Source organism: Paenarthrobacter sp. 4246 (assembly GCF_040546855.1).
In the GTDB taxonomy this organism is placed as follows: Bacteria; Actinomycetota; Actinomycetes; order Actinomycetales; family Micrococcaceae; genus Arthrobacter.
On the sequence record NZ_JBEPOP010000004.1, the window covers coordinates 14065 to 34620 of the forward strand.

The 20556-nt window shown below is 64.6% G+C and carries 14 protein-coding genes, 1 tRNA gene and 1 other RNA gene; 12 read left to right on the forward strand and 4 right to left on the reverse strand.

Features of this window, described 5'->3' with window-relative positions; genetic code table 11:
* The first annotated feature begins 39 nt into the window (after positions 1-39).
* Both ABIE35_RS07955 and ABIE35_RS07960 read left to right on the forward strand, forming a co-directional pair.
* The gene (locus tag ABIE35_RS07955) at positions 40-1482 is read left to right on the forward strand and encodes an MFS transporter (RefSeq protein ID WP_354513873.1); all 1443 of its coding nucleotides are present in this window, start codon (positions 40-42) and stop codon (positions 1480-1482) included.
* Between the two features lie 99 nt (positions 1483-1581).
* Complete coding sequence (locus ABIE35_RS07960) at positions 1582-2505, forward strand: oxygenase MpaB family protein (protein ID WP_354513875.1); 924 nt, start codon at positions 1582-1584, stop codon at positions 2503-2505.
* A gap of 207 nt (positions 2506-2712) precedes the next feature.
* Here ABIE35_RS07960 and ABIE35_RS07965 read toward each other — a convergent pair whose 3' ends face one another.
* Complete coding sequence (locus ABIE35_RS07965) at positions 2713-6186, reverse strand: bifunctional proline dehydrogenase/L-glutamate gamma-semialdehyde dehydrogenase (RefSeq protein ID WP_354513877.1); 3474 nt, start codon at positions 6184-6186, stop codon at positions 2713-2715.
* A gap of 123 nt (positions 6187-6309) precedes the next feature.
* Between ABIE35_RS07965 and ABIE35_RS07970 the strand changes: the two genes are divergently transcribed.
* A complete protein-coding gene (locus ABIE35_RS07970; protein ID WP_354513879.1) occupies positions 6310-7239 on the forward strand; it encodes a LysR family transcriptional regulator in 930 nt (309 codons plus the stop codon).
* 65 nt (positions 7240-7304) lie between these two features.
* Here the strand turns inward: ABIE35_RS07970 and ABIE35_RS07975 are convergent.
* Positions 7305-7389, reverse strand: a tRNA-Ser gene (locus tag ABIE35_RS07975).
* Between the two features lie 304 nt (positions 7390-7693).
* On the opposite strand from ABIE35_RS07975, the gene ABIE35_RS07980 reads away from it, so the two are divergent.
* The 5 genes from ABIE35_RS07980 to ABIE35_RS08000 all read left to right on the forward strand — a co-directional run bounded on the left by ABIE35_RS07980 (position 7694) and on the right by ABIE35_RS08000 (position 12760).
* Positions 7694-8017, forward strand: a complete 324-nt coding sequence (locus tag ABIE35_RS07980; RefSeq protein ID WP_354513881.1) for a YqfO family protein — start codon at positions 7694-7696, stop codon at positions 8015-8017.
* A gap of 88 nt (positions 8018-8105) precedes the next feature.
* An RNA gene (gene ffs, locus ABIE35_RS07985) (signal recognition particle sRNA small type) lies at positions 8106-8202 on the forward strand.
* 33 nt (positions 8203-8235) lie between these two features.
* Complete coding sequence (locus ABIE35_RS07990) at positions 8236-11499, forward strand: DNA polymerase III subunit gamma and tau (protein ID WP_354513883.1); 3264 nt, start codon at positions 8236-8238, stop codon at positions 11497-11499.
* A gap of 33 nt (positions 11500-11532) precedes the next feature.
* Positions 11533-12132, forward strand: a complete 600-nt coding sequence (gene recR, locus ABIE35_RS07995; protein ID WP_354229015.1) for a recombination mediator RecR — start codon at positions 11533-11535, stop codon at positions 12130-12132.
* A gap of 37 nt (positions 12133-12169) precedes the next feature.
* Complete coding sequence (locus ABIE35_RS08000; RefSeq protein ID WP_354513885.1) at positions 12170-12760, forward strand: dihydrofolate reductase family protein; 591 nt, start codon at positions 12170-12172, stop codon at positions 12758-12760.
* Here the strand turns inward: ABIE35_RS08000 and ABIE35_RS08005 are convergent.
* Positions 12757-13842 (reverse strand): hypothetical protein, encoded by a 1086-nt coding sequence (locus ABIE35_RS08005; RefSeq protein WP_354513887.1) that lies wholly within the window; start codon positions 13840-13842, stop codon positions 12757-12759. The genes ABIE35_RS08000 and ABIE35_RS08005 overlap by 4 nt on opposite strands.
* 251 nt (positions 13843-14093) lie before the next feature.
* Between ABIE35_RS08005 and ABIE35_RS08010 the strand changes: the two genes are divergently transcribed.
* Positions 14094-14474, forward strand: coding sequence for a DUF427 domain-containing protein (locus tag ABIE35_RS08010; RefSeq protein WP_354513889.1), 381 nt, complete (start codon positions 14094-14096; stop codon positions 14472-14474).
* 148 nt (positions 14475-14622) lie between these two features.
* Positions 14623-15969 (forward strand): aspartate kinase, encoded by a 1347-nt coding sequence (locus tag ABIE35_RS08015; RefSeq protein ID WP_011773413.1) that lies wholly within the window; start codon positions 14623-14625, stop codon positions 15967-15969.
* Positions 15970-16041: 72 nt separating this feature from the next.
* Here ABIE35_RS08015 and ABIE35_RS08020 read toward each other — a convergent pair whose 3' ends face one another.
* On the reverse strand, positions 16042-16638 hold the full coding sequence (locus tag ABIE35_RS08020; RefSeq protein ID WP_354513891.1) for a TetR/AcrR family transcriptional regulator: 597 nt from the start codon (positions 16636-16638) through the stop codon (positions 16042-16044).
* A gap of 134 nt (positions 16639-16772) precedes the next feature.
* Here ABIE35_RS08020 and ABIE35_RS08025 point away from each other — a divergent pair, with 134 nt between their 5' ends.
* Both ABIE35_RS08025 and ABIE35_RS08030 read left to right on the forward strand, forming a co-directional pair.
* Complete coding sequence (locus tag ABIE35_RS08025) at positions 16773-18053, forward strand: MFS transporter (RefSeq protein ID WP_354513893.1); 1281 nt, start codon at positions 16773-16775, stop codon at positions 18051-18053.
* Positions 18054-20549 carry a beta-glucosidase family protein gene (locus ABIE35_RS08030; protein WP_354513895.1) on the forward strand — a complete coding sequence of 832 codons (2496 nt, stop codon included), beginning with the start codon at positions 18054-18056 and terminating at the stop codon, positions 20547-20549.
* The last annotated feature ends 7 nt before the right edge of the window (positions 20550-20556 follow it).

Here is a 20556-nt window from a genome sequence, read left to right on the forward strand (position 1 = left end):
TCCTTGTCATTGAATGACGCGTCATATAGATTGAAGCGCATGACATCACCCACCACCCTCAAAACTTCCGCTGAGCCGCCTTTGGTTTCAGCCGTTCATTGGACCCGCGCCCAGTGGTTGCTGCTAATGGTTGTTTGCACCGTTTTGGCCCTCGACGGGCTGGACGTTTCCATGGTTGGCGTTGCCCTGCCGTCCATCGGACAGGAACTCAATCTCGGAACCGATTCCCTGCAGTGGATCGTCTCCGCCTACGTCCTCGGTTACGGGAGCCTGTTGCTCCTTGGCGGCCGACTCGCGGACCTGTTGGGCCGCCGTCGCATCTTCCTTATTGCTTTGACCGTTTTCGCCGCGGCGTCGCTCCTGGGCGGACTGGTGGACGACCCCGCCATCCTGATCGCCACCCGCTTTATCAAGGGACTCGCGGCCGCCTTCACCGCACCCACCGGCTTCTCCATCATCACCACCAACTTCGCGGAGGGACGCGAGCGCAACAAGGCGCTGTCCATCTTCACGACGTTCGGCGCCAGCGGCTTCTCGCTGGGCTTGGTAGTGGGTGGCCTCATGACCAGCCTCAGCTGGCGCTGGACGTTCCTGGTTTCGGTGCCGATCGCGGTGGTGGTTGTCCTCCTGGGCATGAAGTTCATCCCCAAGGACAAGCCCTCCGTTGAGGACAGCGGGCACGACGTTTGGGGCGCCGTCACCCTCGCACTGGGCATGCTTGGCCTCGTTTACACCTTGGTTTCAGCACCGGAACAGGGCTGGGGATCTGTGGCAACAATCGCCGGATTCGCAGTTTCCGTTGCCGTGCTGGCAGCCTTCGCGGTGATCGAAAACAAGGTCAAGCACCCGCTGATCCGCTTCAGCATCCTCAAGGAAGGCTGGGTGGCACGGGCCAACCTCAGCGCGGTGGGGTTGTTCGGGTCCTACCTGAGCTTCCAGTTCATCGTCACCATGTACCTGCAGTCGGTGCTCGGCTGGACCCCGCTGGGCATGGCGTTGGCCTTGCTACCTGCCGGCCTGTTGGTGGCTACCAGCGCGCCGTTCGCGGACAAGCTCATCGAAAAGTTCGGCGCCACGCAGCTGATCTTGGCAGGCCTCACCGCGATGGGGTTGGGCTACGTCCTGTTCCTCCGCGTCGGCACCACGCCCAATTACGTGCTGGATATCCTGCCGTCGGTGGTCCTGTTGGGAGTCGGTTTTGCGCTGGCCTTCCCGTCCATCAACGTACAAGCGACAGCCGGGATCAAGGATTCGGAACAGGGACTGGCAGCCGGCCTGATCCAGACCAGCACACAAGTGGGCGCCGCGCTGGTTCTGGCCGTCACCACAGCGTTGGTCAGCGGTCACGGCCAAGCCGCCGGAACCGTCAGCGCCCAAGCCATGCTGGAACAGTACCGGCCGGGACTGATCCTGAGTGCCGCCGTCGCCATCGCCGCCCTGCTGGTGGCAGCGGCTCCCTCCCGGCGCCGCGTGCGCTCCTGAACCCCGGAGTTTTTGTACAGCTAATGCCCTGATGCGTCGGTCTTCAGGGCATTACCTGTACACAATCTGCTCTGTACAGCTCCGCTAAATGGAGGTCTCATGGGACCTATGAGGAACTACCTCACCGAGTACAGGCACGAACTGCAGCGCACCTTCACGGGAACGTCGGGCACGCCTCCGGAGTGGGTGCCGCGGCTCGCAGACGGGAACGACGCCGGATATCACCTTCCGGGGTCGGCCGTCTGGGCGGTGCATGGTCACGTGGCCACCATTGTCGCCGGGATACGGGTCCTGCTGATGCAGGCCCTCCATCCCGGCGCGCTTGCTGGTGTGTACGAACACTCCGGCTTCCAGAAGGACCCCTTGGGCCGTCTCGCGAACACCGTGCGGTGGATCTTCACGGTGACGTACGGCTCCACGGAGGCCGCCGAAGCCGCGACCGCACGGGTCCGGAAGATCCACGAGCGTGTCCGGGGAACCTACCTTGACGGGCAGGGTGTGGAGCGCGAATACGCCGCCAATGATCCCGAACTCCTCCGTTGGGTCCACGTCACCTACGCGGACTCCTTCCTCACTGCCAACCGGATCTGGGGCAGGGCCATCCCGGGCGGGCCCGATGCCTACGTCCGCGAATGGGCAGCGGCGGGACGACTCATGGGAGTTCTGGACCCGCCACTCACCCAGGCCCAGGTCCGTGAGGAACTGGAGCAGTGGTACGCCTCGGGGATACTCCGGGCCGATGAGCGGCTTGCCGAGACGGTGTCGTTTATTCGCTACCCTCCCCTGAGCCCGCTCCTCAAGCCCGGTTACACCATCCTGTTCGCGGCCGCCGTCGCAAGCCTTGAGCCCAAGTATCGGGACTTGCTCGGCCTCCGGCCCGCCAGGCTTGGCCCCCTGCCCCTGCCAGCCATCCTGGCGGCGCGTGGCGTGTTGGGGATGGTACGGTTCGCCCTGGGCTCCCACGGCCCCAGCGAGCAAGCAGCGCGGCGCAGGCTGCAAAGGCTGGGCTACGCCGAGGCTTAAGTGCCTTTTCGCCGAGGGGTGGCTTTCAACCCTTCGCTCTTCGCCGAGGGGTCAGATCTCAACCCTTTGAGCCTCCCATAAAGGCGAAAGCCAACCCCTCGGCGGAGGACCCACGTAGTGTGGACTTCGCCGAGGGGCTGGCTTTCAATCTTTTGGTGCGTGCTTACTGCCGAGAGCTCACCCCTCGGCGCATGCCTTGGATGCGTCCTAGATCAGGTGATCCGACAGGTGGTTCGGTGTGCCGAAGCGGTGGGCCGTGATGGAAACGGCCTGCTCGCGGAGGAACGGCAGCATCTCGATCCGGCCCGCCTGGGTCACAGCACCGTGGTAAACCGCCACATCCGGACGGCCACCCATGGCTGCGCTCAGCGCAGCGAAGTCCCCACCGATCAGGCGGATCCGGCCGGCGTCGAAGTTGGCCGCACGGCCCAGCCACGCGGCGTCGTCTTCAACCCGGACGCTGACGCCCAGGTTCGCGAACACGGTCACCACAGCATCAGGAAGTACGACGGCGGAGCTCACCTTGAGGGCCGAGCCCGCCACTGCTCCGGCTGCTGCCACGCGCAGCAGGTCAGCGAGCCGCTCACCTTCGGAGAGGCGGATGGTGACCGGGAGGGAGCGGTAGCGGAAGACGTTGCGCTCTGCGGAGAGGGCGGAGACGTCCTTGCGGGTGCCGAACTCGGATTCCCAGGCTGCGGCGTCGCTGAAGAGCGACTGCTGCAGGGTCTGGAGTTCTTCAGCGGTAACGTCGGCGGACTTTGCAGCAGCGAGGAGCTGAGCGGCTGCACCCTGGAGCACCGTGCCGCGCTTGGCCTTGGCTTCGGCGGGGAGCCAGCTGCCGAGGCCGATCAGGTAGTTCGGTCCACCGGCCTTGGTTCCGGCACCGACTGCCGACTTCTTCCATCCACCGAACGGCTGGCGCTGCACGATTGCACCGGTGATGCCGCGGTTGACGTACAGGTTTCCGGCCTGGATGGTGTCCAGCCAGACGCCCATTTCAGCCGAGTCCAGGGAGTGCAGGCCGGCGGTGAGGCCGTACTCGATCTCGTTCTGGATGGCGATGGCTTCCTCGAGGGTTTCAGCGGTCATGACACCCAGGACCGGGCCGAAGAACTCGGTGAGGTGGAAGTAGGAGCCACGCTTGACGCCCGAGCGGATGCCCGGGGACCACAGGCGGCCGGTTTCGTCGAGGCGCTCGGGCTTAATCGCCCAGCTTTCGCCGTCGCCCAGGGTGGTGAGGGCGTTGAGGAGCTTGCCGTTGGCCGGTTCGATGATCGGCCCCATCTGCGTGGTGGCGTCCTCCGGGTAGCCCACGGTCAGGGAGCGTGCGGCGTCGATCAGCTGGTTGTGGAAGCGGGCGCTCTTGGCGACCGAGCCCACCAGGATCACCAGCGATGCGGCGGAGCACTTCTGGCCCGCGTGACCGAACGCCGAGTACACAACGTCCTTGGCAGCGAGGTCCAGGTCAGCACTCGGGGTGACGATAATGGCGTTCTTTCCGGACGTCTCCGCGAGCAGCGGCAGGTCCTGGCGGAACGAACGGAACAGTTCAGCGGTTTCGTAGCCACCGGTGAGGATGACCCGGTCAACGCTCGGGTGCGAGACCAACTGGGTGCCGAGCTCGCGCTCTTCGAGCTGAACGAGTGCCAGCACCTCGCGAGGCACGCCGGCTTCCCAAAGGGCATCCACCATGACGGAACCGGAGCGGCGGGCCTGCTTTGCAGGCTTGATCACGACGGCGGAGCCTGAGGCGAGCGCTGCGAGCGTCGAGCCTGCGGGGATCGCCACCGGGAAGTTCCACGGCGGGGTTACCACGGTGAGGTTGGCTGGGACGAACGTGGCGCCGTCGACCGTTTCCAGGTCCTTGGCGCGCTCGGCGTAATAGTGCGCGAAGTCGATTGCTTCGCTGACCTCGGGGTCGCCCTGGTCGATGGTCTTCCCGGTCTCCGACGCCATGACTTCCAGGAGTTCAGCGCGGCGGGCTTCAAGGATGTCGCCAGCGCGGTGCAGGATCGCTGCACGCTCCGCGGCGGGACGGGCGCCCCATGCCTTGCCATGTTCCACGGCGGTAGCGATGATGCGGTCCAGCTCGGCTGCGTCGGAGACCTTGGTGGACTCCACGATCTTGTTGCCTGCGGTGGAACCGGGGATGCGCTTGAGGATGTCGCGCCCCCAGGCACGGTTGGCCGGGAGGGCAGGGTCGGTGTCAGGCGTGTTGCTGAAGCCCTCGAGCGGGGCAGGCTCGGCCGGGAGGCGGCGGTCCTGCTTGCGGTTAGGGCCGGGAACTTCGTCCGTCATTCCGGCGAGGGAGTCCAGGAACCGCTTTTCCTCGCGCTTGAACAATGCTTCGTTCTCGCTGAGCTCGAAGACCGCGCTCATGAAGTTTTCCTGGCTCGCGCCTTCTTCGAGGCGGCGGATCAGGTAGGCAATGGCGACGTCGAACTCGCCCGGGTGGACCACCGGTGTGTAGAGCAGGAGGCTGCCGACGTCCTTGCGGACTGCGGTGGCCTGGCCGGTTGCCATGCCCAGGAGCATCTCGAATTCGATGGCTTTCGGTCCCTGCTGGGCAATGCCACGCTGCTTGGCGAGCAACCACGCAAAGGCGACGTCGAACAGGTTGTGTCCTGCGACGCCGATGCGGACCGCGTCAATGCGCTCCGGAGTGAGGGCGTAGTTGATGACGTTCTTGTAGCTGGTGTCCGAGTCCTGCTTGGTACCCCACGTGGCCAGCGGCCAGTCGTGAAGGGAAGCTTCAACCTGCTCCATGGGAAGGTTGGCGCCCTTGACCACGCGAACCTTGATGGGGGCGCCACCCTGGGCGCGGCGGACGGTGGCCCATTCCTGCAGTTCCTGCATGGCACCGAGTGCGTCGGGGAGGTAGGCCTGGAGGACGATGCCGGCTTCCAGGTTCTTGAACTCCGGCATGTCCAGGATGCGCTTGAACACCGCGATGGTCATGCTGAGGTCCTTGTATTCCTCCATGTCCAGGTTGATGAACTTGGGCTTAGGGAAGGACGCGGCAAGTCGGTAGAGCGGGGTGAGCTTCTCCACCACGTGGTCGACGGCTTCGTCGAAGGCCCACGGGGAGTGCGGTGCCACGGTGGAGGACTCTTTGATGGAAACGTAGTCCACGTCATCGCGGGCCAGGAGTTTCAGGGTGCCTTCCAGGCGACGCTGCGCTTCGTGCTCTCCCAGGACGGCTTCGCCGAGGAGGTTCACGTTCAAGTGCACACCGTCCTGGCGGATCTTGGCGATGGCCGGGCCGAGCTTCGCGTCGGTGGCGTCCACAATCAGGTGGCCCACCATTTCGCGGAGGACGCGGCGGGCGATCGGGATGACCACCTGCGGGAGGATTGGGGCCATGACGCCACCTACACGCACCGCGCTGCGCATGTACCAGGGCAGGAATTTGGGCACCTTGGGTGCCAACTCTGCAAGTTTACGGCCGGCGACCGACAGGTCCTCGGGGCGGATGACGCCGTCGACGAATCCAACCGTGAAGTCCAGGCCGTTGGGGTCTTTCAAAACGCCGGCGAGGCGCTGGGCGGAGACATCCACGGGGATCTTACCGGCTTCTGTGAGCCAGTGGCGGACCAAGGCGATGGCTTCCTGCGCCAAAGCATCGAACTGTCCGGAATCCTGGCTGCTCGGGGCGGTGGCATCCGGGATGGTGCTGGTCATGGGGGCTCCTTCTGGGACGGAGAAGTTTGTTTGTTTCCATCAGTATGGATCTACAATCACGTTAGGAAAAGCGATCTTTTCTGACGAATATTGATTACCCATCCCGATCTTTTGGAGGCCCCCGTGCTGGACGTCCGCAGGCTGCGTTTGCTGCACGAGTTGAAGATCCGCGGAACCCTCGCGGAGGTGGCCGATGCCATGCAGTACAGCCCATCTTCGGTGTCCCAACAGTTGACTCTCCTGGAGAAGGAAGCCGGGGTGGAATTGCTGCGCAAGGCCGGGCGACGGGTACAGCTGACGCCGCAGGCGGAGATCCTCGTGGCACACACCGCGGCGCTGCTGGAAACGCTGGAGCGTGCGGAAACCGAGCTCGCCGCCTCGCTTTCCATGGTGACGGGAACGGTTCGCTTGGCCGTTTTCCAGTCCGCGGCGTTGGCCCTGCTGCCGGATTTCCTCACCATCATGCGGCAGGAGTATCCGGAGGTGCGCGTGGAGATGACCCAACGTGAGCCCGAGACCGCCCTGTACGAAACGTGGGCGCGGGACTTCGACCTCGTGGTGGCCGAGCAATACCCCGGCCACGCTGCCCCGCACCACAGCGGGCTGGACCGCGTCACCCTCACCAGCGATGCCATCCGCTTGGCCACTCCCCCGGTGGGACTCGGCGGCGAAACGGTGTCGACCCTCGCGGACACCGCGTCGATGCCGTGGGTCATGGAACCCCGCGGCGCAGCTTCACGGCACTGGGCTGAGCAGGCATGCCGGTCCGCGGGCTTCGAACCCGACGTCAGATACGAAACGGCCGATCTCCAAGCGCAGATCCGGCTCATTGAATCCGGGAATGCCGTGGCACTCATGCCGGACCTTGTGTGGACCGGGCGAAGCCGGACGGTCCAACTGCTGGATCTCCCGGCCCTGCCAAAGCGCACCGTGTTCACCTCCACCAGGACAGCAGGCCGCATCCACCCCGCAACCGCGGCCTGCCGCGAAGTGTTGGAAAGGGTGGCAGCGGCGCAACAGCAGGACGCTGAACAGCACGCGGACGCGGGCTGAGGCCGCGGACGCGGACCAGCTTCAGGAAACGCAAAAGGCCCCAGTCCAAGGACTGGGGCCAACCGCGGAGAATGGGGGATTTGAACCCCCGAGGGCGTTAACCCAACACGCGTTCCAGGCGTGCGCCATAGGCCGCTAGGCGAATTCTCCTTGCTTCCGATTCGAAAGCAGATACTACTGTACCTGAGAATTTCGGCAACGTGTAATCGGGCTGAATGACCACCTTCGGAAAGCCTTGGAAACACGCCCGTTAACGGAAAAATGGACGCCCCCAACGCGCCCATTCTTGCGGTACATCGTTGAGCTGCCGGGTCCGGCCCCTCGCTCCCAGGCCCCGCAGCTCACAATCTTGAGATTGCCCCAATCGGTGTACATACCCATAGTCCGCTGTGATACCGGCTTTTGCAATGGTTGAGACCTGTTTGTAGCCGAAGTTTATTGACAGGATGTTCCCATGACGCAGCTCCACGCCTTGGTCGTTTACGTTCCTGAGACGCATATCGAAGAAGTCCTCCTGGCCATTGGCGACGCTGGCGCCGGGCGGATCGGCAACTACTCCCACTGCGCCTTTACGTCGCCAGGTACTGGCCGCTTCACGCCCCTGCCCGGAGCGCGGCCCTCCGTAGGTGAGGTGGGGATTGAGGAGCAGCTGCCGGAAACCCGGGTCGAGTGTGTGGTGGAGGAGGACATGCTCGACGGCGTGGTGCAGGCCCTGCGGGCCGCCCACCCTTACGAGGAACCGGCTTTCATGACGTGGCCGGTGAATGGGTGGCGGTGATTCACGCAACCCAGCCACCCGCCGTCGAGCCTTATCCTCAGACCTTCAGGCCGATTCGAACCCCAACCCAAGTTCGGGTAAGCTTGTCGACGGCCCCTCATGTGGCGTCATCCTGTTGAACTCCCCCAGGACCGGAAGGTAGCAAGGGTAGATGGGCTCTGGCGGGTGCATGAGGGGTCACTTATTTAAATGTCAGTCTCTATAGGTAGGTTTCACTTGTGACTGTTACAACTGCCCTGTATCGAAGGTATCGCCCGGACTCTTTCGCGGACGTTATCGGGCAGGAACATGTCACGGAGCCGCTGATGACGGCGCTCCGGAAGAACCGCGTGAACCACGCCTACCTCTTCTCCGGCCCCCGCGGCTGCGGCAAGACCACGTCGGCGCGCATCCTGGCCCGCTGCCTGAACTGTGCCGAGGGCCCCACCGACACCCCTTGCGGCAAATGCCCCAGCTGCATCGAACTGGCACGCGGCGGCTCCGGCTCGCTGGACGTCATCGAAATCGACGCCGCCAGCCACGGTGGCGTGGACGACGCCCGCGATCTCCGTGAACGCGCAACCTTCGCCCCGGTCCGCGACCGCTACAAGATTTTCATCATTGACGAGGCCCACATGGTCACGTCGGCCGGCTTCAATGCGCTTCTGAAGATCGTCGAAGAGCCGCCGGAACATATCAAGTTCATCTTCGCCACCACGGAGCCAGACAAGGTCATCGGGACCATCCGCTCCCGCACGCACCACTACCCCTTCCGGCTGGTGCCACCCGAGCCCCTGATGCAGTACCTCGAGCTTCTCTGCCAACAGGAGAACGTGCCGGTGGCTCCCGGCGTGCTCTCGCTGGTCATCCGCGCCGGTGGCGGCTCGGTCCGCGACACCCTGTCGGTGCTTGACCAGCTCATGGCTGGCGCCGGACCGAATGGCCTGGACTATGAACTCGCTGTGGCCCTGCTCGGCTACACACACGCTTCCTTGCTGGACGACATCGTGGATGCCGTTGCAGCCTCCGACGCCGCAGTGGTCTTCAAAGCCGTGGACCGCGTTATCCAAACCGGTCACGACCCCCGACGCTTCGTCGAGGACCTGCTGGAACGCTTCCGCGACCTCATCATCGTCCAGGCGATGCCCGAGAGCGCCCAGGCCATTCTTCGTGGAATGCCGGCGGACCAGATCGCCCGGATGCGCAACCAGGCAACCAACCTTGGCGCTGCCGAACTGTCCCGGGCAGCGGACGTCACCAACACCGCCCTCACCGAGATGACGGGCGCCACGTCCCCGCGCCTTCACCTTGAACTGCTGTGCGCGCGAATCCTGCTGCCCAGCGCTGAGCAGACCGAGCGCGGCATTGCAGCCCGCATCGACCGCGTTGAACGTCGCCTGAATTACACGGGCGACGGCGGCGCGCCGGCCGTTGCAGCCGGCCCGCCGGTTGCTGCGGCTCCTGCCCCTGTTGCACAGCCGACGCCGGCCCCCGCCTCTGCGCCCGTGGCACCAGTTGCCGTTGAGCCCGCACCTTCCGTGCCGGCACCCGCTGCGCCGGCTACTTCGCCGCAGACGCCCGCTTCGGCACCTGCCGCTCCCGCGCCTGCCGCTGACGCCGGGTCCCGCGACGCCATCACAGCACCACGAGTGTCCACCAGCGACTGGCCTGTTGAGGACCGCCAGGCTTCCGGTCGTGCTCCGCAGGCTGCTGCACCTCAGGCTGCCCCCGCCCCGGCTGATCGCGTCCAGGCCACCACCTGGCCCAGTCCTGTTCAAGCGCCGGCGCCAGAACAGTCCCCGGCAGCACCACCTGTTCAAGCCCCACCGCAGGCAGCCCCAGCGCAAGGGGCGCCCCAAGCTCCGCAGCCCGCTACCGCGGGAGGACCTGCTGGTTCTGGAGGAAGCGGAGATGTGGAGGCTCTGCGTCGCGCATGGCCCGACGTCTTGCAGACCCTGACCAAGATCAAGCGCAGCACGTGGGCGCTGGTGGAGCCTAACGCCCAGGTTGCCCAGTTCGACGGCCAGGTCCTGACTCTGGCATTCACAACGGGCGGCCTTGCGGGCGCGTTCGGCCGCGCAGACCACGCCGAGAACCTTCGCCAAGCGATCCACAAAACCCTTGGCATCGACTGCCAGATCGTGGCAGTCGCTGGCGGCAACAGCTCAGCGAGCTCTGAGCCAAACCCAAAAGCGCCTACTAGCCGGGAATCTCCGGCTGCTGCAGCACCAGCGGGCGCCCTGGCGTCGGCGCGTGCTGAATCCCCCGAGGCAGCAGCCGCAAACGTCACGTCGTCGCCTGCGGAAACAGCATCGGTGCCGGCACCGGTGTCAGCTGTCGACTCCGCGTGGGGTCTAGCACCTGCTGCCGCACCGGCAGCATCTGTTCCGGCAGCAGCATCCGTGCCAGCGAGGGCCACCCCTGCCCAGGCAGAACAAACCGCGCCGGTAACCACTCCCGCCCCAGTGACAACGACCGCGCAAGCACCCACAGTCCCGACGCCGGCTGCCCACATTCCGGAACCGGCTGTTTCAATGCAAGCACCGACCACGCCGACCCCCGCCTCAACGCCGACTCCCGAGCCCTCCGGCGACTACTCTTACCCTGACGACGACTGGGGTCCGCCGCTCGACGAGGACGCTCCGCCCCTGGACGAAGAGCCACCTGCGGATTGGGAGCCCCCGTCGGGTTATGGCCAACCAAGTACTGCACCCGCGGCGCCTGCAACTGCGGCACCGGCACCCAGTGTCCCCGCTTCCCCTTCGAGTGCCTCGGCGCCGTCAGCGGCCACCACGTCGGCCCCAGCAAGCAGCGCAACTACGGCTGCATCTTCGCTATCAGCGGGCACCGCCAAGCCCACAGCATCGTCCGACGACCCGTGGTCCAGGGCCGTCGAGCAAGCGCCGGGTACTTGGGTCGTGGGCACAGAGTCCAACGTGGGCAAGAAACCCGCCGAAGCGGCCGAAGAAACCGCAACGGCGCCGGACGCTCCCGACTACGAGCCGGCCGCAGCCCAGGTTCCGGAAGCAACCACCGGCACCTACGGCCACCCGACCAACGCGAAACAGAACCCAAGTTCAAGCTGGGACGTCGCACCGGCGTCGAGTTGGCCCGCAACGCAATCGATGCCCGAGCCCGTCAGCAGCGGCACCCCAGCCGGAAGCAGCAGCGCACCGCCTGCCTGGCCCTCCTTGGCGGCCCAACCCGAGGAGGCGCATGGTTCGGTTGCGACGCTGGAGGAGGCCGCGCCGTCGGGCAATCCGAATGGCCGCCAGAGCCTGTACCAGCGGTTGACCAACAGCCCCGAAGCCCAAGCGGGTCGTGTCCAGGCACCGGTGAGGACGCAGGCGAAGCCGGAGTCGATCGCGGACGACATTCCCAGCCCGGAAGATGAAACCATCGAAGAGTCCCGCGTCTTTGGGCGGGCTGCGGTGGAGCGTATTCTGGGCGGAAAGCTGATTGAAGAGCGCGCCTTGGACGGTTCTCCTCTGCAACCCCGCTGACTCCAGCATTGATTTCAAACTAACGAGGACATTGTGTACGAAGGTGCAGTTCAAGAGCTGATTGATGAGCTCGGCCGGCTTCCCGGTGTGGGCCCCAAATCAGCGCAGCGCCTGGCGTTCCACATTCTTGAGGCCGACCCTGAGGATATGAAGCGCCTGGTCTCAGCCATCACCACGGTCAAGGAACGCGTGAAGTTCTGCTCTGTGTGCTTCAACGTGACCGAGCAGGAAAAGTGCAACATCTGCCGCGACCAGCGCCGAGACCCGTCGGTCATCTGTGTGGTTGAGGAGTCCAAGGACGTCCTGGCTGTGGAGCGCACCCGGTCCTTCCGAGGCCGTTATCACGTGCTGGGTGGGGCCATCAACCCCATTGCGGGCATCGGTCCGGAGCAGTTGCGGATCCGGGAACTCCTCACACGCCTCAATGATGGCGCCATCCAGGAGATCATCATCGCCACCGACCCCAACCTTGAGGGCGAAGCCACTGCAACGTATTTGGCCCGCATGCTCAAGTCGATCGGCATCACGGTGACCCGGTTGGCTTCCGGCCTGCCGGTGGGTGGAGACCTGGAGTACGCCGACGAAGTTACCCTCGGCAGGGCTTTCGAGGGCAGGCGCAACGCCTTGTTGTAGTCTCGCAATCACTAACAACAACCGTGATGGGGGTCCCGTGCGAGAGCTTGTGTACTACGTTGCCGTCAGCCTGGATGGGTACATTGCCGGTCCGGGAGGGGAATTCGACGCGTTTCCGGTGGAAGGTGACCATATGGCCGCCCAAATTGAGCGCTTCCCCGAAGCCATACCCACAGTGGCCGCGGACGCCATGGGCATCGAACAAGGCAAAGCGACCTTCGACGCCGTCGTGATGGGCTGGAACACTTACGCCGTAGGTCTACCAGCTGGCATGACCAGCCCCTATCAGCATCTTAAGCAGGTGGTCTTTTCCCGGTCGCACACCAAGGCGGACATCCCGGGCGAGCACCCAAACCTGGAGCTGACCCACGAGAACCCGGTGGACGTGGTCCGCAGATTGAAGTCCGAGCCAGGTAAGTCGATCTGGCTGTGTGGAGGTGGCCACCTGGCTACGCAGCTTTCAGGTGAAATCGACAGACTGGTTCTGAAACGAAGCCCACTCCTGTTCGGCGATGGCATACCGCTCTTCGCGCCGGGTGCCTACCAGCCAAGCGCCTTCGAAGAGGTTACGACGACGGCGTACGGCTCCGGCGTCGTGATTTCCGAGTACGTGCGCCGAGGGGCCTAGCCAGAGCCCGTCGCCAGTCGCCGGGCCCTCAGCCGCCGGCCAGGTACCAGCACCAGGCCGGCCACCAAGGACTGCATCGCGAGGCCGGTCACGAAGACAGGAACCGAAGGCACCAGCCCGTCACTGGATTCGCCACCGAGGCACGGCACTTCGCGTGAGGGCCCATCGGCGGCCCACTGCAGGCCGGCCAGCAGCCAGCCAAGTTCGTTGTCCGTAGGCACCACGTCAGCGCCCACGCTTCCCAAAAGCAGGGCCGGGTTGGCTGCCGCAAGCCAGGCAACCCGTTCTGTGTGGGCCACTTCAACCGGGCGGAGATTGCCGATGCACTCGTAGGCAATGATCCTGCCGGTATCGTCGCGTTCCACGTTCACCGGGACGGAAGCCTGGTCCATCACCGTGGTCCCGGGAAGGAGCAGGATGGTGGCCACCACATTTCCAACGCACAGGAAAGCCACCACCAAGGCGGTCAATGCCGCCCCCGGCGCCGCTGCAGCAAAGCATGCCCGCGCACCCGCACCGATCAGTCCGAACAGGGCCACTTCCAGGATAATAACGACGACGGCGGCAACGGCCAATGCCGTCGGCCCGCCGACGCTGGCGCCCACCACGAGCAAAACACCACCCGCGGGCGCTCCCAAAGCGACTCCTCGAATACCTCCGGCCAGCAACAGGACAACAAGGCGCCCTTGGGAATGTCGGAAGCCCCACACCGCTCCCAGCACAGCGGCAGCGAGCGCAAGGAAGACCGCCGTGATCAAGTAGATGGCACTTGCAACCCCTGTATCGAACCATCCGTTGGCTTCTGCAAAAGAAACCACGGCCGCGGCCAAGCCCAAGGCGGCGGCAATCCCCAGTGCGCAGCCAAGCCAGAACCACCACGAGGTGAAGGATGTCCGGGCACTCCGCCATGCCTCCGCTGCGGCAGCCCCAAAGTTTCCGGCGGTTCGGGGCGGGGACCCGGCTCCTGGCATAGGGCGGGCCAAGCCGGAGGGCTGATCGTCGATCACACCGCCGATCACTTCGTATTCGGGCTCGTTGCCCGCCGGACCCGATGCGTCCGTGTGGTCAGATAAGCCGGCCATCGCCTGCCGAAGTCCTCATGAAGTGGATGGTACGCCGGGCACGCCATCACCGATACGCCGAAACTTCACGGGCAGATCCCAGCCGAGGGTGCCACCATGGGTGCATGGTCTCCCATCGCAGTGTTTCCGGTGTCTTTCGGCGTCCCCGTCCCATCAAGCCGGCCCCCGGCCAGGAATCGGTATGGGATTACCCGCGGCCGCCCAGAGTGGAGCCTCGATCCGAGCGGATTGTGGTGCGGCTTGGAGGTCAGGTGATTGTTGATACCACTGACTCCGTCAGGGTCCTGGAGACCAGCCATCCTCCCGTCTACTACGTGCCGTTGGACGCCTTCCCGGACGGTGCGCTGGTCCCTGTTGGGGGAACCACTTTCTGCGAGTTCAAGGGCGAGGCCAGTTACTTCACCATCACCGCCGGCGGGACGGTGGTTGAGCGGGCAGGGTGGACCTACCCAAGCCCCACACGGGGCTTCGAAGCGCTGGGCAGCAGAGTGGCGCTTTACCCGGAGCATATGGACTCGTGCGAGGTGGACGGCGAGCGGGTGACGTTCCAGGAAGGCAACTTCTATGGAGGGTGGATCACACAGCAGATCGTCGGCCCGTTCAAGGGTGGTCCGGGCACTGCCGGGTGGTAGTCATCGCAGGCCCTGGCCGCCATGTGGTCACAATTCCTGCAGGGACAGTGCGCGGCGATAAACTGGGCAAATAAGCTACGTTGGCGTGCTCAAATTTGGAATTTGGCATGCCGCGTTCGAACCCTATTGATGCAGTGAGGGTGCGCGCATGACTATGCCCACTACCGAAGTGAAGATCGAAGAGCTCTCCAACGAGGCTGCCATTACCAAGCAGCTGATCGTTCAGAAGTTCGGCGGTTCCTCGGTTGCCGATGCCGATGGCATCAAGCGGGTCGCACAGCGCGTCGTGGATGCGCAGAAGGCCGGCAACGAGGTTGTGGTTGTTGTCTCCGCAATGGGTGACACCACCGATGAACTCCTGGACCTCGCGGGGCAGGTCACTGATTCCGCTCCCGCCCGCGAAATGGACATGCTGTTGTCCGCAGGCGAACGAATTTCCATGGCCCTGCTTGCCATGGCCATCAATAAGTTCGGTGCCTCCGCACAGTCCTTCACGGGATCCCAGGCCGGCATGATTACCGACGGCATCCACGGCAAGGCGCGGATTATCGACGTCGACCCCCACCGCATCCGCACCGCGCTGGACAAGGGACACATCGCCATCGTGGCCGGTTTCCAGGGCATGAGCCGCAGCACCAACGAGATCACCACGCTTGGCCGCGGCGGCTCGGACACCACCGCTGTAGCCTTGGCCGCAGCGCTGGAAGCCGATGTCTGCGAGATCTACACGGACGTGGACGGCATCTATACCGCCGACCCCCGTGTGGTGACGTCCGCCCAGAAGATCGACCGGATCTCCAGCGAGGAAATGCTGGAGTTGGCCGCTTCCGGCGCCAAGATCCTGCACTTGCGCTGCGTCGAGTACGCCCGCCGTTTCGGGGTGCCGCTGCACGTCCGTTCTTCATTCAGCCAGCACGAAGGCACGTGGGTCATCCCGGGCGCCGACGAAAAGTTCAACATTCAAGAGGGAGTTGCCTTGGAGCAGCCAATCATCTCCGGCGTTGCACACGACCGGTCCGAAGCCAAGGTCACCGTAGTAGGCGTTCCGGATATCCCCGGCAAGGCTGCCGCGATTTTCCAGGTGATCGCCGATGCGCACTCGAACATCGACATGATTGTCCAGAACGTCTCCACCCACGGCACCGGCCGCACGGACATCTCGTTCACGCTCCCCATCGTCGAAGGCGCGGACGCCTTGGCCGCCCTGCGCGCCGCCGAGGGCCAGATCGGCTTCGAGAGCATCGAATACAACGAGCACGTCGGCAAGCTCTCCCTGATCGGCGCTGGCATGCGTTCGCACCCGGGCGTCTCGGCCACGTTCTTCAAGGCCCTCTCCGATGCCGGCATCAACATCGACATGATCTCCACCTCGGAGATCCGTATCTCCGTCGTCACCAGCGCCGACGCTCTGGATGACGCCGTCCGCGCCATCCACAATGCATTCGAGCTCGACGGCGACGCCGAGGCTACCGTTTACGGCGGCACCGGCCGCTAGCATCACCACGGGCAGCGCCCGCAAGTAAGTAGCAGATAAGGCCGTTCTGAGCTCTCGGAACGGCCTTATCTGTCACTCAGTTGGGTGGGACGGGGCCAGCAAAACATCAATGAGCTGCCGGAGTCCGTCAGCCATGTCCACATCCTTGTCATACAGCCACTGCAGCTGGAGCCCGTCGAAGGCTGCCACGGTCAGCCGTGCCAGCATGACGGCGTCGACGTCAGTGCGTACCTCGCCGGAGGACTGGCGCCGCTCGATGTCGACGGCGATGTCCCGCACCACTGTTTGGTACCGCTCTTTGAAGTAGCCGTGTGAGGCATGCTCAGGATCGTTGGCAGTAGCTGAGGCGACCGCGTAGAGCGTGGTCAGTCCGGGCTCGCGCACGTTCCGTTCGGCGATGGGCGGCATCAGGTTGAGGCCCACTTCCACCTCGCCGCCAACGGCGAGTGAGCGGCGATCCCGTTCGGCAAGGACTGCGGTCAACAGTTCCTGCTTGCCCTTGAAGTAGTGGAACAGCGTGGCTTCCTTGACGCCCACCAACTCGGCAACGCGCTTGAGTGCGGTGCCCTCAAATCCTTCGGTGGCGAAGACATCGGTTGCCGTCTGGATGATCTGCTCGCGGCGCTCGGCCCCCTTGGCGTACTGGCCCCGGGCCCTCGTCGTAGACATCCGTTCAGTCTATTTCACGGATCGAATATCGAGGGTCACTCGATTTTTTTACCAAAAACCTAGTCACACTAGATTTTTAGGGCTAAAGTCATTGCAGCGGCCCAACGGTGGGCCACCGTTCATCAGGAGGCAATGTGGCCCTCAATATCGATCAGCAGATGGCAGGCGCGGAAACCACCGCTCCGGGTTCCGGAAGCACCCCGCCTCAATCCGCGTCCCGCGCCTACGTCATCGGCATGCCCATCGCGAGCGCCGGCCTCTGGATGGCCGTTCTTGCACCCGCACTTGTGGTCCTCGCCATCAAGGTTTCGGAGATCACCACCCCGGATACGCGCGCCGGAGCACTCAGCCTTGTGGCTGGAGTCGGGGCAGCCGTCGCGCTACTTGCCAACCCATTCTTCGGACGCCTCAGCGACCGCACTACGTCCCGGTTCGGCATGCGTAAACCTTGGATCGTTGGAGGCTCACTGATAGGCCTGGCAGCACTCTTCCTGCTGGGTTCGGCCACGGAAGTCGGGGCAGTCCTCGTAGCCTGGGTTGTAGCACAGCTGGGCTTCAACGCCGCCCTGGCCGCCCTTGTCGCAACCCTTCCCGACCAAGCGGGCCCAGCGGAGCGCGGACGCCTTTCCGGCCTCATCGGCATGACGTTGCCCATTGGCCTCGTGGCGGCGGCCTTCTTCGCGCAGATGTTTGAGACCGCCCTGCAGATGGCCGTAGTCCCCGGGATCGTAGGCACCGCAATAGCCATTGCCTTCGCCTTCACCTTCAAGGACCGCGTCCTCACCGAAAAACCGGCTCCGCTGAATTTCAAGGAAATCCTGGGATCCTTCTACTTCAACCCCAAGGATCACCCCGGCCTGGGGTGGGCTTGGGTCACCAAGTTCTTGGTCTATGTGGGCTACTGTGCCGGTCTTCTCTACCTGCCATACTTCTTCACGGACCACCTCCACGTCGCCGAAACCCAAGTCACCAGCCTGGTGTTCCAAGCAACCCTGGTGAGCTCTGCGGGAACCGTCATCACCAGCCTCGCCGGTGGCTGGATCAGCGACCGCCTTGGCAAACGCAAAAGCATGGTCATCATCTCTGCCCTCATCATGATGGGCGGCTTGGTGGTTATCGCCACCAGCACCGACACCGGCCAGGTCTTGGTAGGCCAAGGAATCCTGGGCTTGGGCCTGGGCGTCTTCAGCGCCGTGGACGTCGCCCTCATCACGGACCTGTTGCCCAAAGACCAGTCGGAGAATGCCAAGACCTTCGGGGTGTTCAACATCGCCCAGGCCCTGCCCCAATCCCTGGTGCCTGCCATTGCCTTTCCTGTCATCGCACTGGGTGGCTACCCCGCATTGTTCCTCGGTGGTGCTGTTGTTGGCATCATCGGTGCCCTTCTCGTCACACGCATCAAAGGAGTCAAGTAGATGAATCCCGCACTTTCGGCCGCCGTCACGGCACCAGCAGCAGGAGCCCAGGATGCGGAAGCCAGAATTCAGGAACTCGCCCGCAGCCTGAGCCTGGAGCAGCAGGTTCAATTGCTGACCGGGGCGGATGTTTGGTCCACCCACGCCATCCCGGAGATCGGGCTGTCCCGCGTGGTCATGTCCGACGGTCCGGCCGGCGTCCGGGGCGAAGACTTCGATGAGCGTCACGACTCGGTCTCCTTGCCGTCGTCGTCCGCTTTGTCCGCGACGTGGAGCGTCGAAACGGCCCACCGCTACGGCCGGATCCTGGGACAGGAAGCCCGCCGCAAGGGCGTCCACGCAGTCCTGGGCCCCACCATCAACCTGCACCGCTCCCCGCTGGGTGGCCGCCACTTTGAGTGCATGAGCGAGGACCCGCGGCTCACCGCCACCATGGCCGCGGGGTACGTTGCCGGCGTGCAGTCCATGGGTGTGGGCGCAACCCCCAAGCACTACCTGGCCAACGAGGCCGAGACCGAGCGTTTCACCGCCGACTCCGTGGTGGACGAACGACCGTTGCGGGAGCTCTACCTGGCAGCCTTCGAGGACGCCATCACCGAAGCCCGCGCCTGGCTGGTCATGAGCTCGTACAACTCCATTAACGGCACCACCGCCAGCGAGAACACGCTTCTTGAAACACCGCTGTCCACCGAGTGGGATTTCGACGGCGTCGTCGTTTCCGACTGGACCGGCGTGCGCTCCGTCGAAGCCGCCAACGCACACCAGGACTTGGAAATGCCCGGCCCGATAGGCCACTGGGGTCCCAAGCTCCTGGCCGCCGTCAACGATGGCCGCGTCAGCCGGGAGGCGATCCTGGAAAAGGTCACCCGGATCCTGCGCCTCGCAGCCCGCGTGGGCTCGCTGGAAGGTTTCGAACCCGCGGTGACCCAGCTCCCCGCAGAACTGAACGGGGCCGCCGTCGCGCGTGAAGTCGCCGTCCGCGGCGCAGTGCTGGTCCGCAACCAGGGCCTGCTACCGCTGGATGCCAAAGCGCTCAGCAGCGTCGCGGTGATCGGCCACAACGCCGACGAAGCCCGCACCCAAGGCGGCGGCAGCGCCACCGTGATGCCCAAGTACACTGTATCGCCGCTGGAAGGCCTGCAAAAAGCACTGCCCGACGACGTCACAGTCACCTACGCCCGCGGCGCCAAGGTGGCAGAAGGCATCCAGGCCTTCCCCCGCACCTCACTCCATAACCCGGTCTCCGACGTCCCCGGAATCCGCGTGACCTTCCTCGCCGAAGACGGCACGGAAATCTCCGGAGAAGACCGCCTTGCCTCACACCTCATCTGGTTCGGCGTAGGAATTCCCGACGGCGCCGCCTCCATCCGCATGGAAGCGGCCTGGACGGCCGAAACAGCAGGCGTCCACCACCTGGGTGTTGGGACTGTGGGACAGATCCGGTTCGCTCTGGACGGGTCGGAAGTCTTCAACGGGGAACTTGAGGACGACACGGACGTTCTGGGCGCCGCCCTCTTCGATCCCCCCAAGACCGTCCATGCCCTGGAGACCACGGCCGGGCAGACTATCCGGCTCGAGGCCGAGTACCAGCTGCCCCAACAGCAGGTCATCCCGTTCACTGCCATCCTGCTGGGCGAGGAAACCGTGGTCACGGACCCGCAAGCCGAGATCGATGCCGCAGTGGAAGCTGCCCGGACTTCCGACGTGGCTGTGGTTGTGGTGGGCACCAACGCCGCCATTGAGTCCGAGGGCTTCGACCGCAAGGACCTGGACCTCCCCGGTTACCAGAACCAGTTGGTGGAGGCCGTCGCGGCGGCCAATCCGCGCACGGTGGTGGTGGTGAACTCCGGCTCGCCGGTCCTCATGCCATGGTTGGACAAGGTGGATGCAGTACTGCTGGGTTGGTTCGGCGGCCAGGAGTTCGGCAGCGCCATCGCAGACATCCTGCTGGGCATCGAAGAGCCGGGCGGACGCCTGCCCACCACCTGGCCCGCCGCGCTGGAAGACGTCCCGGTGTTGAACACCACGCCCGTAGACGGCAAGGTGGTCTACGCCGAAGGAATCCACATCGGCTACCGCGCCTGGCTCAAGCAGGAAGCCGACGGCGGCGCAGCCCCTGCCCTGCCGTTCGGCTACGGACTCGGCTACACCACCTTCGAACTCGGCACAGCCCACGCTCCGCAGTCAGTGCAGGCCGGGAAGGATGTTGTGGTGCACGTTCCCGTCAAGAACACCGGCACACGCACCGGCCGGGAGGTGGTCCAGGTGTATCTTGACCGCGCCGATTCCGCCGTCGAACGTCCCGTCCGCTGGCTGGCCGGCTACGCCGGAACGCACCTCGCCGCGAACGGAACCGAGAGCGTGGAAATACACATCCCCGCCAAGGCGTTTGCACACTACGACGACGGCTGGCAGTTTGAGCAGGGCACGTTCCGCCTGCTGGTGGGTCGCCATGCGGCCGACCACTTCCAATCATTGGACATCGAACTCCGGTAACACATGG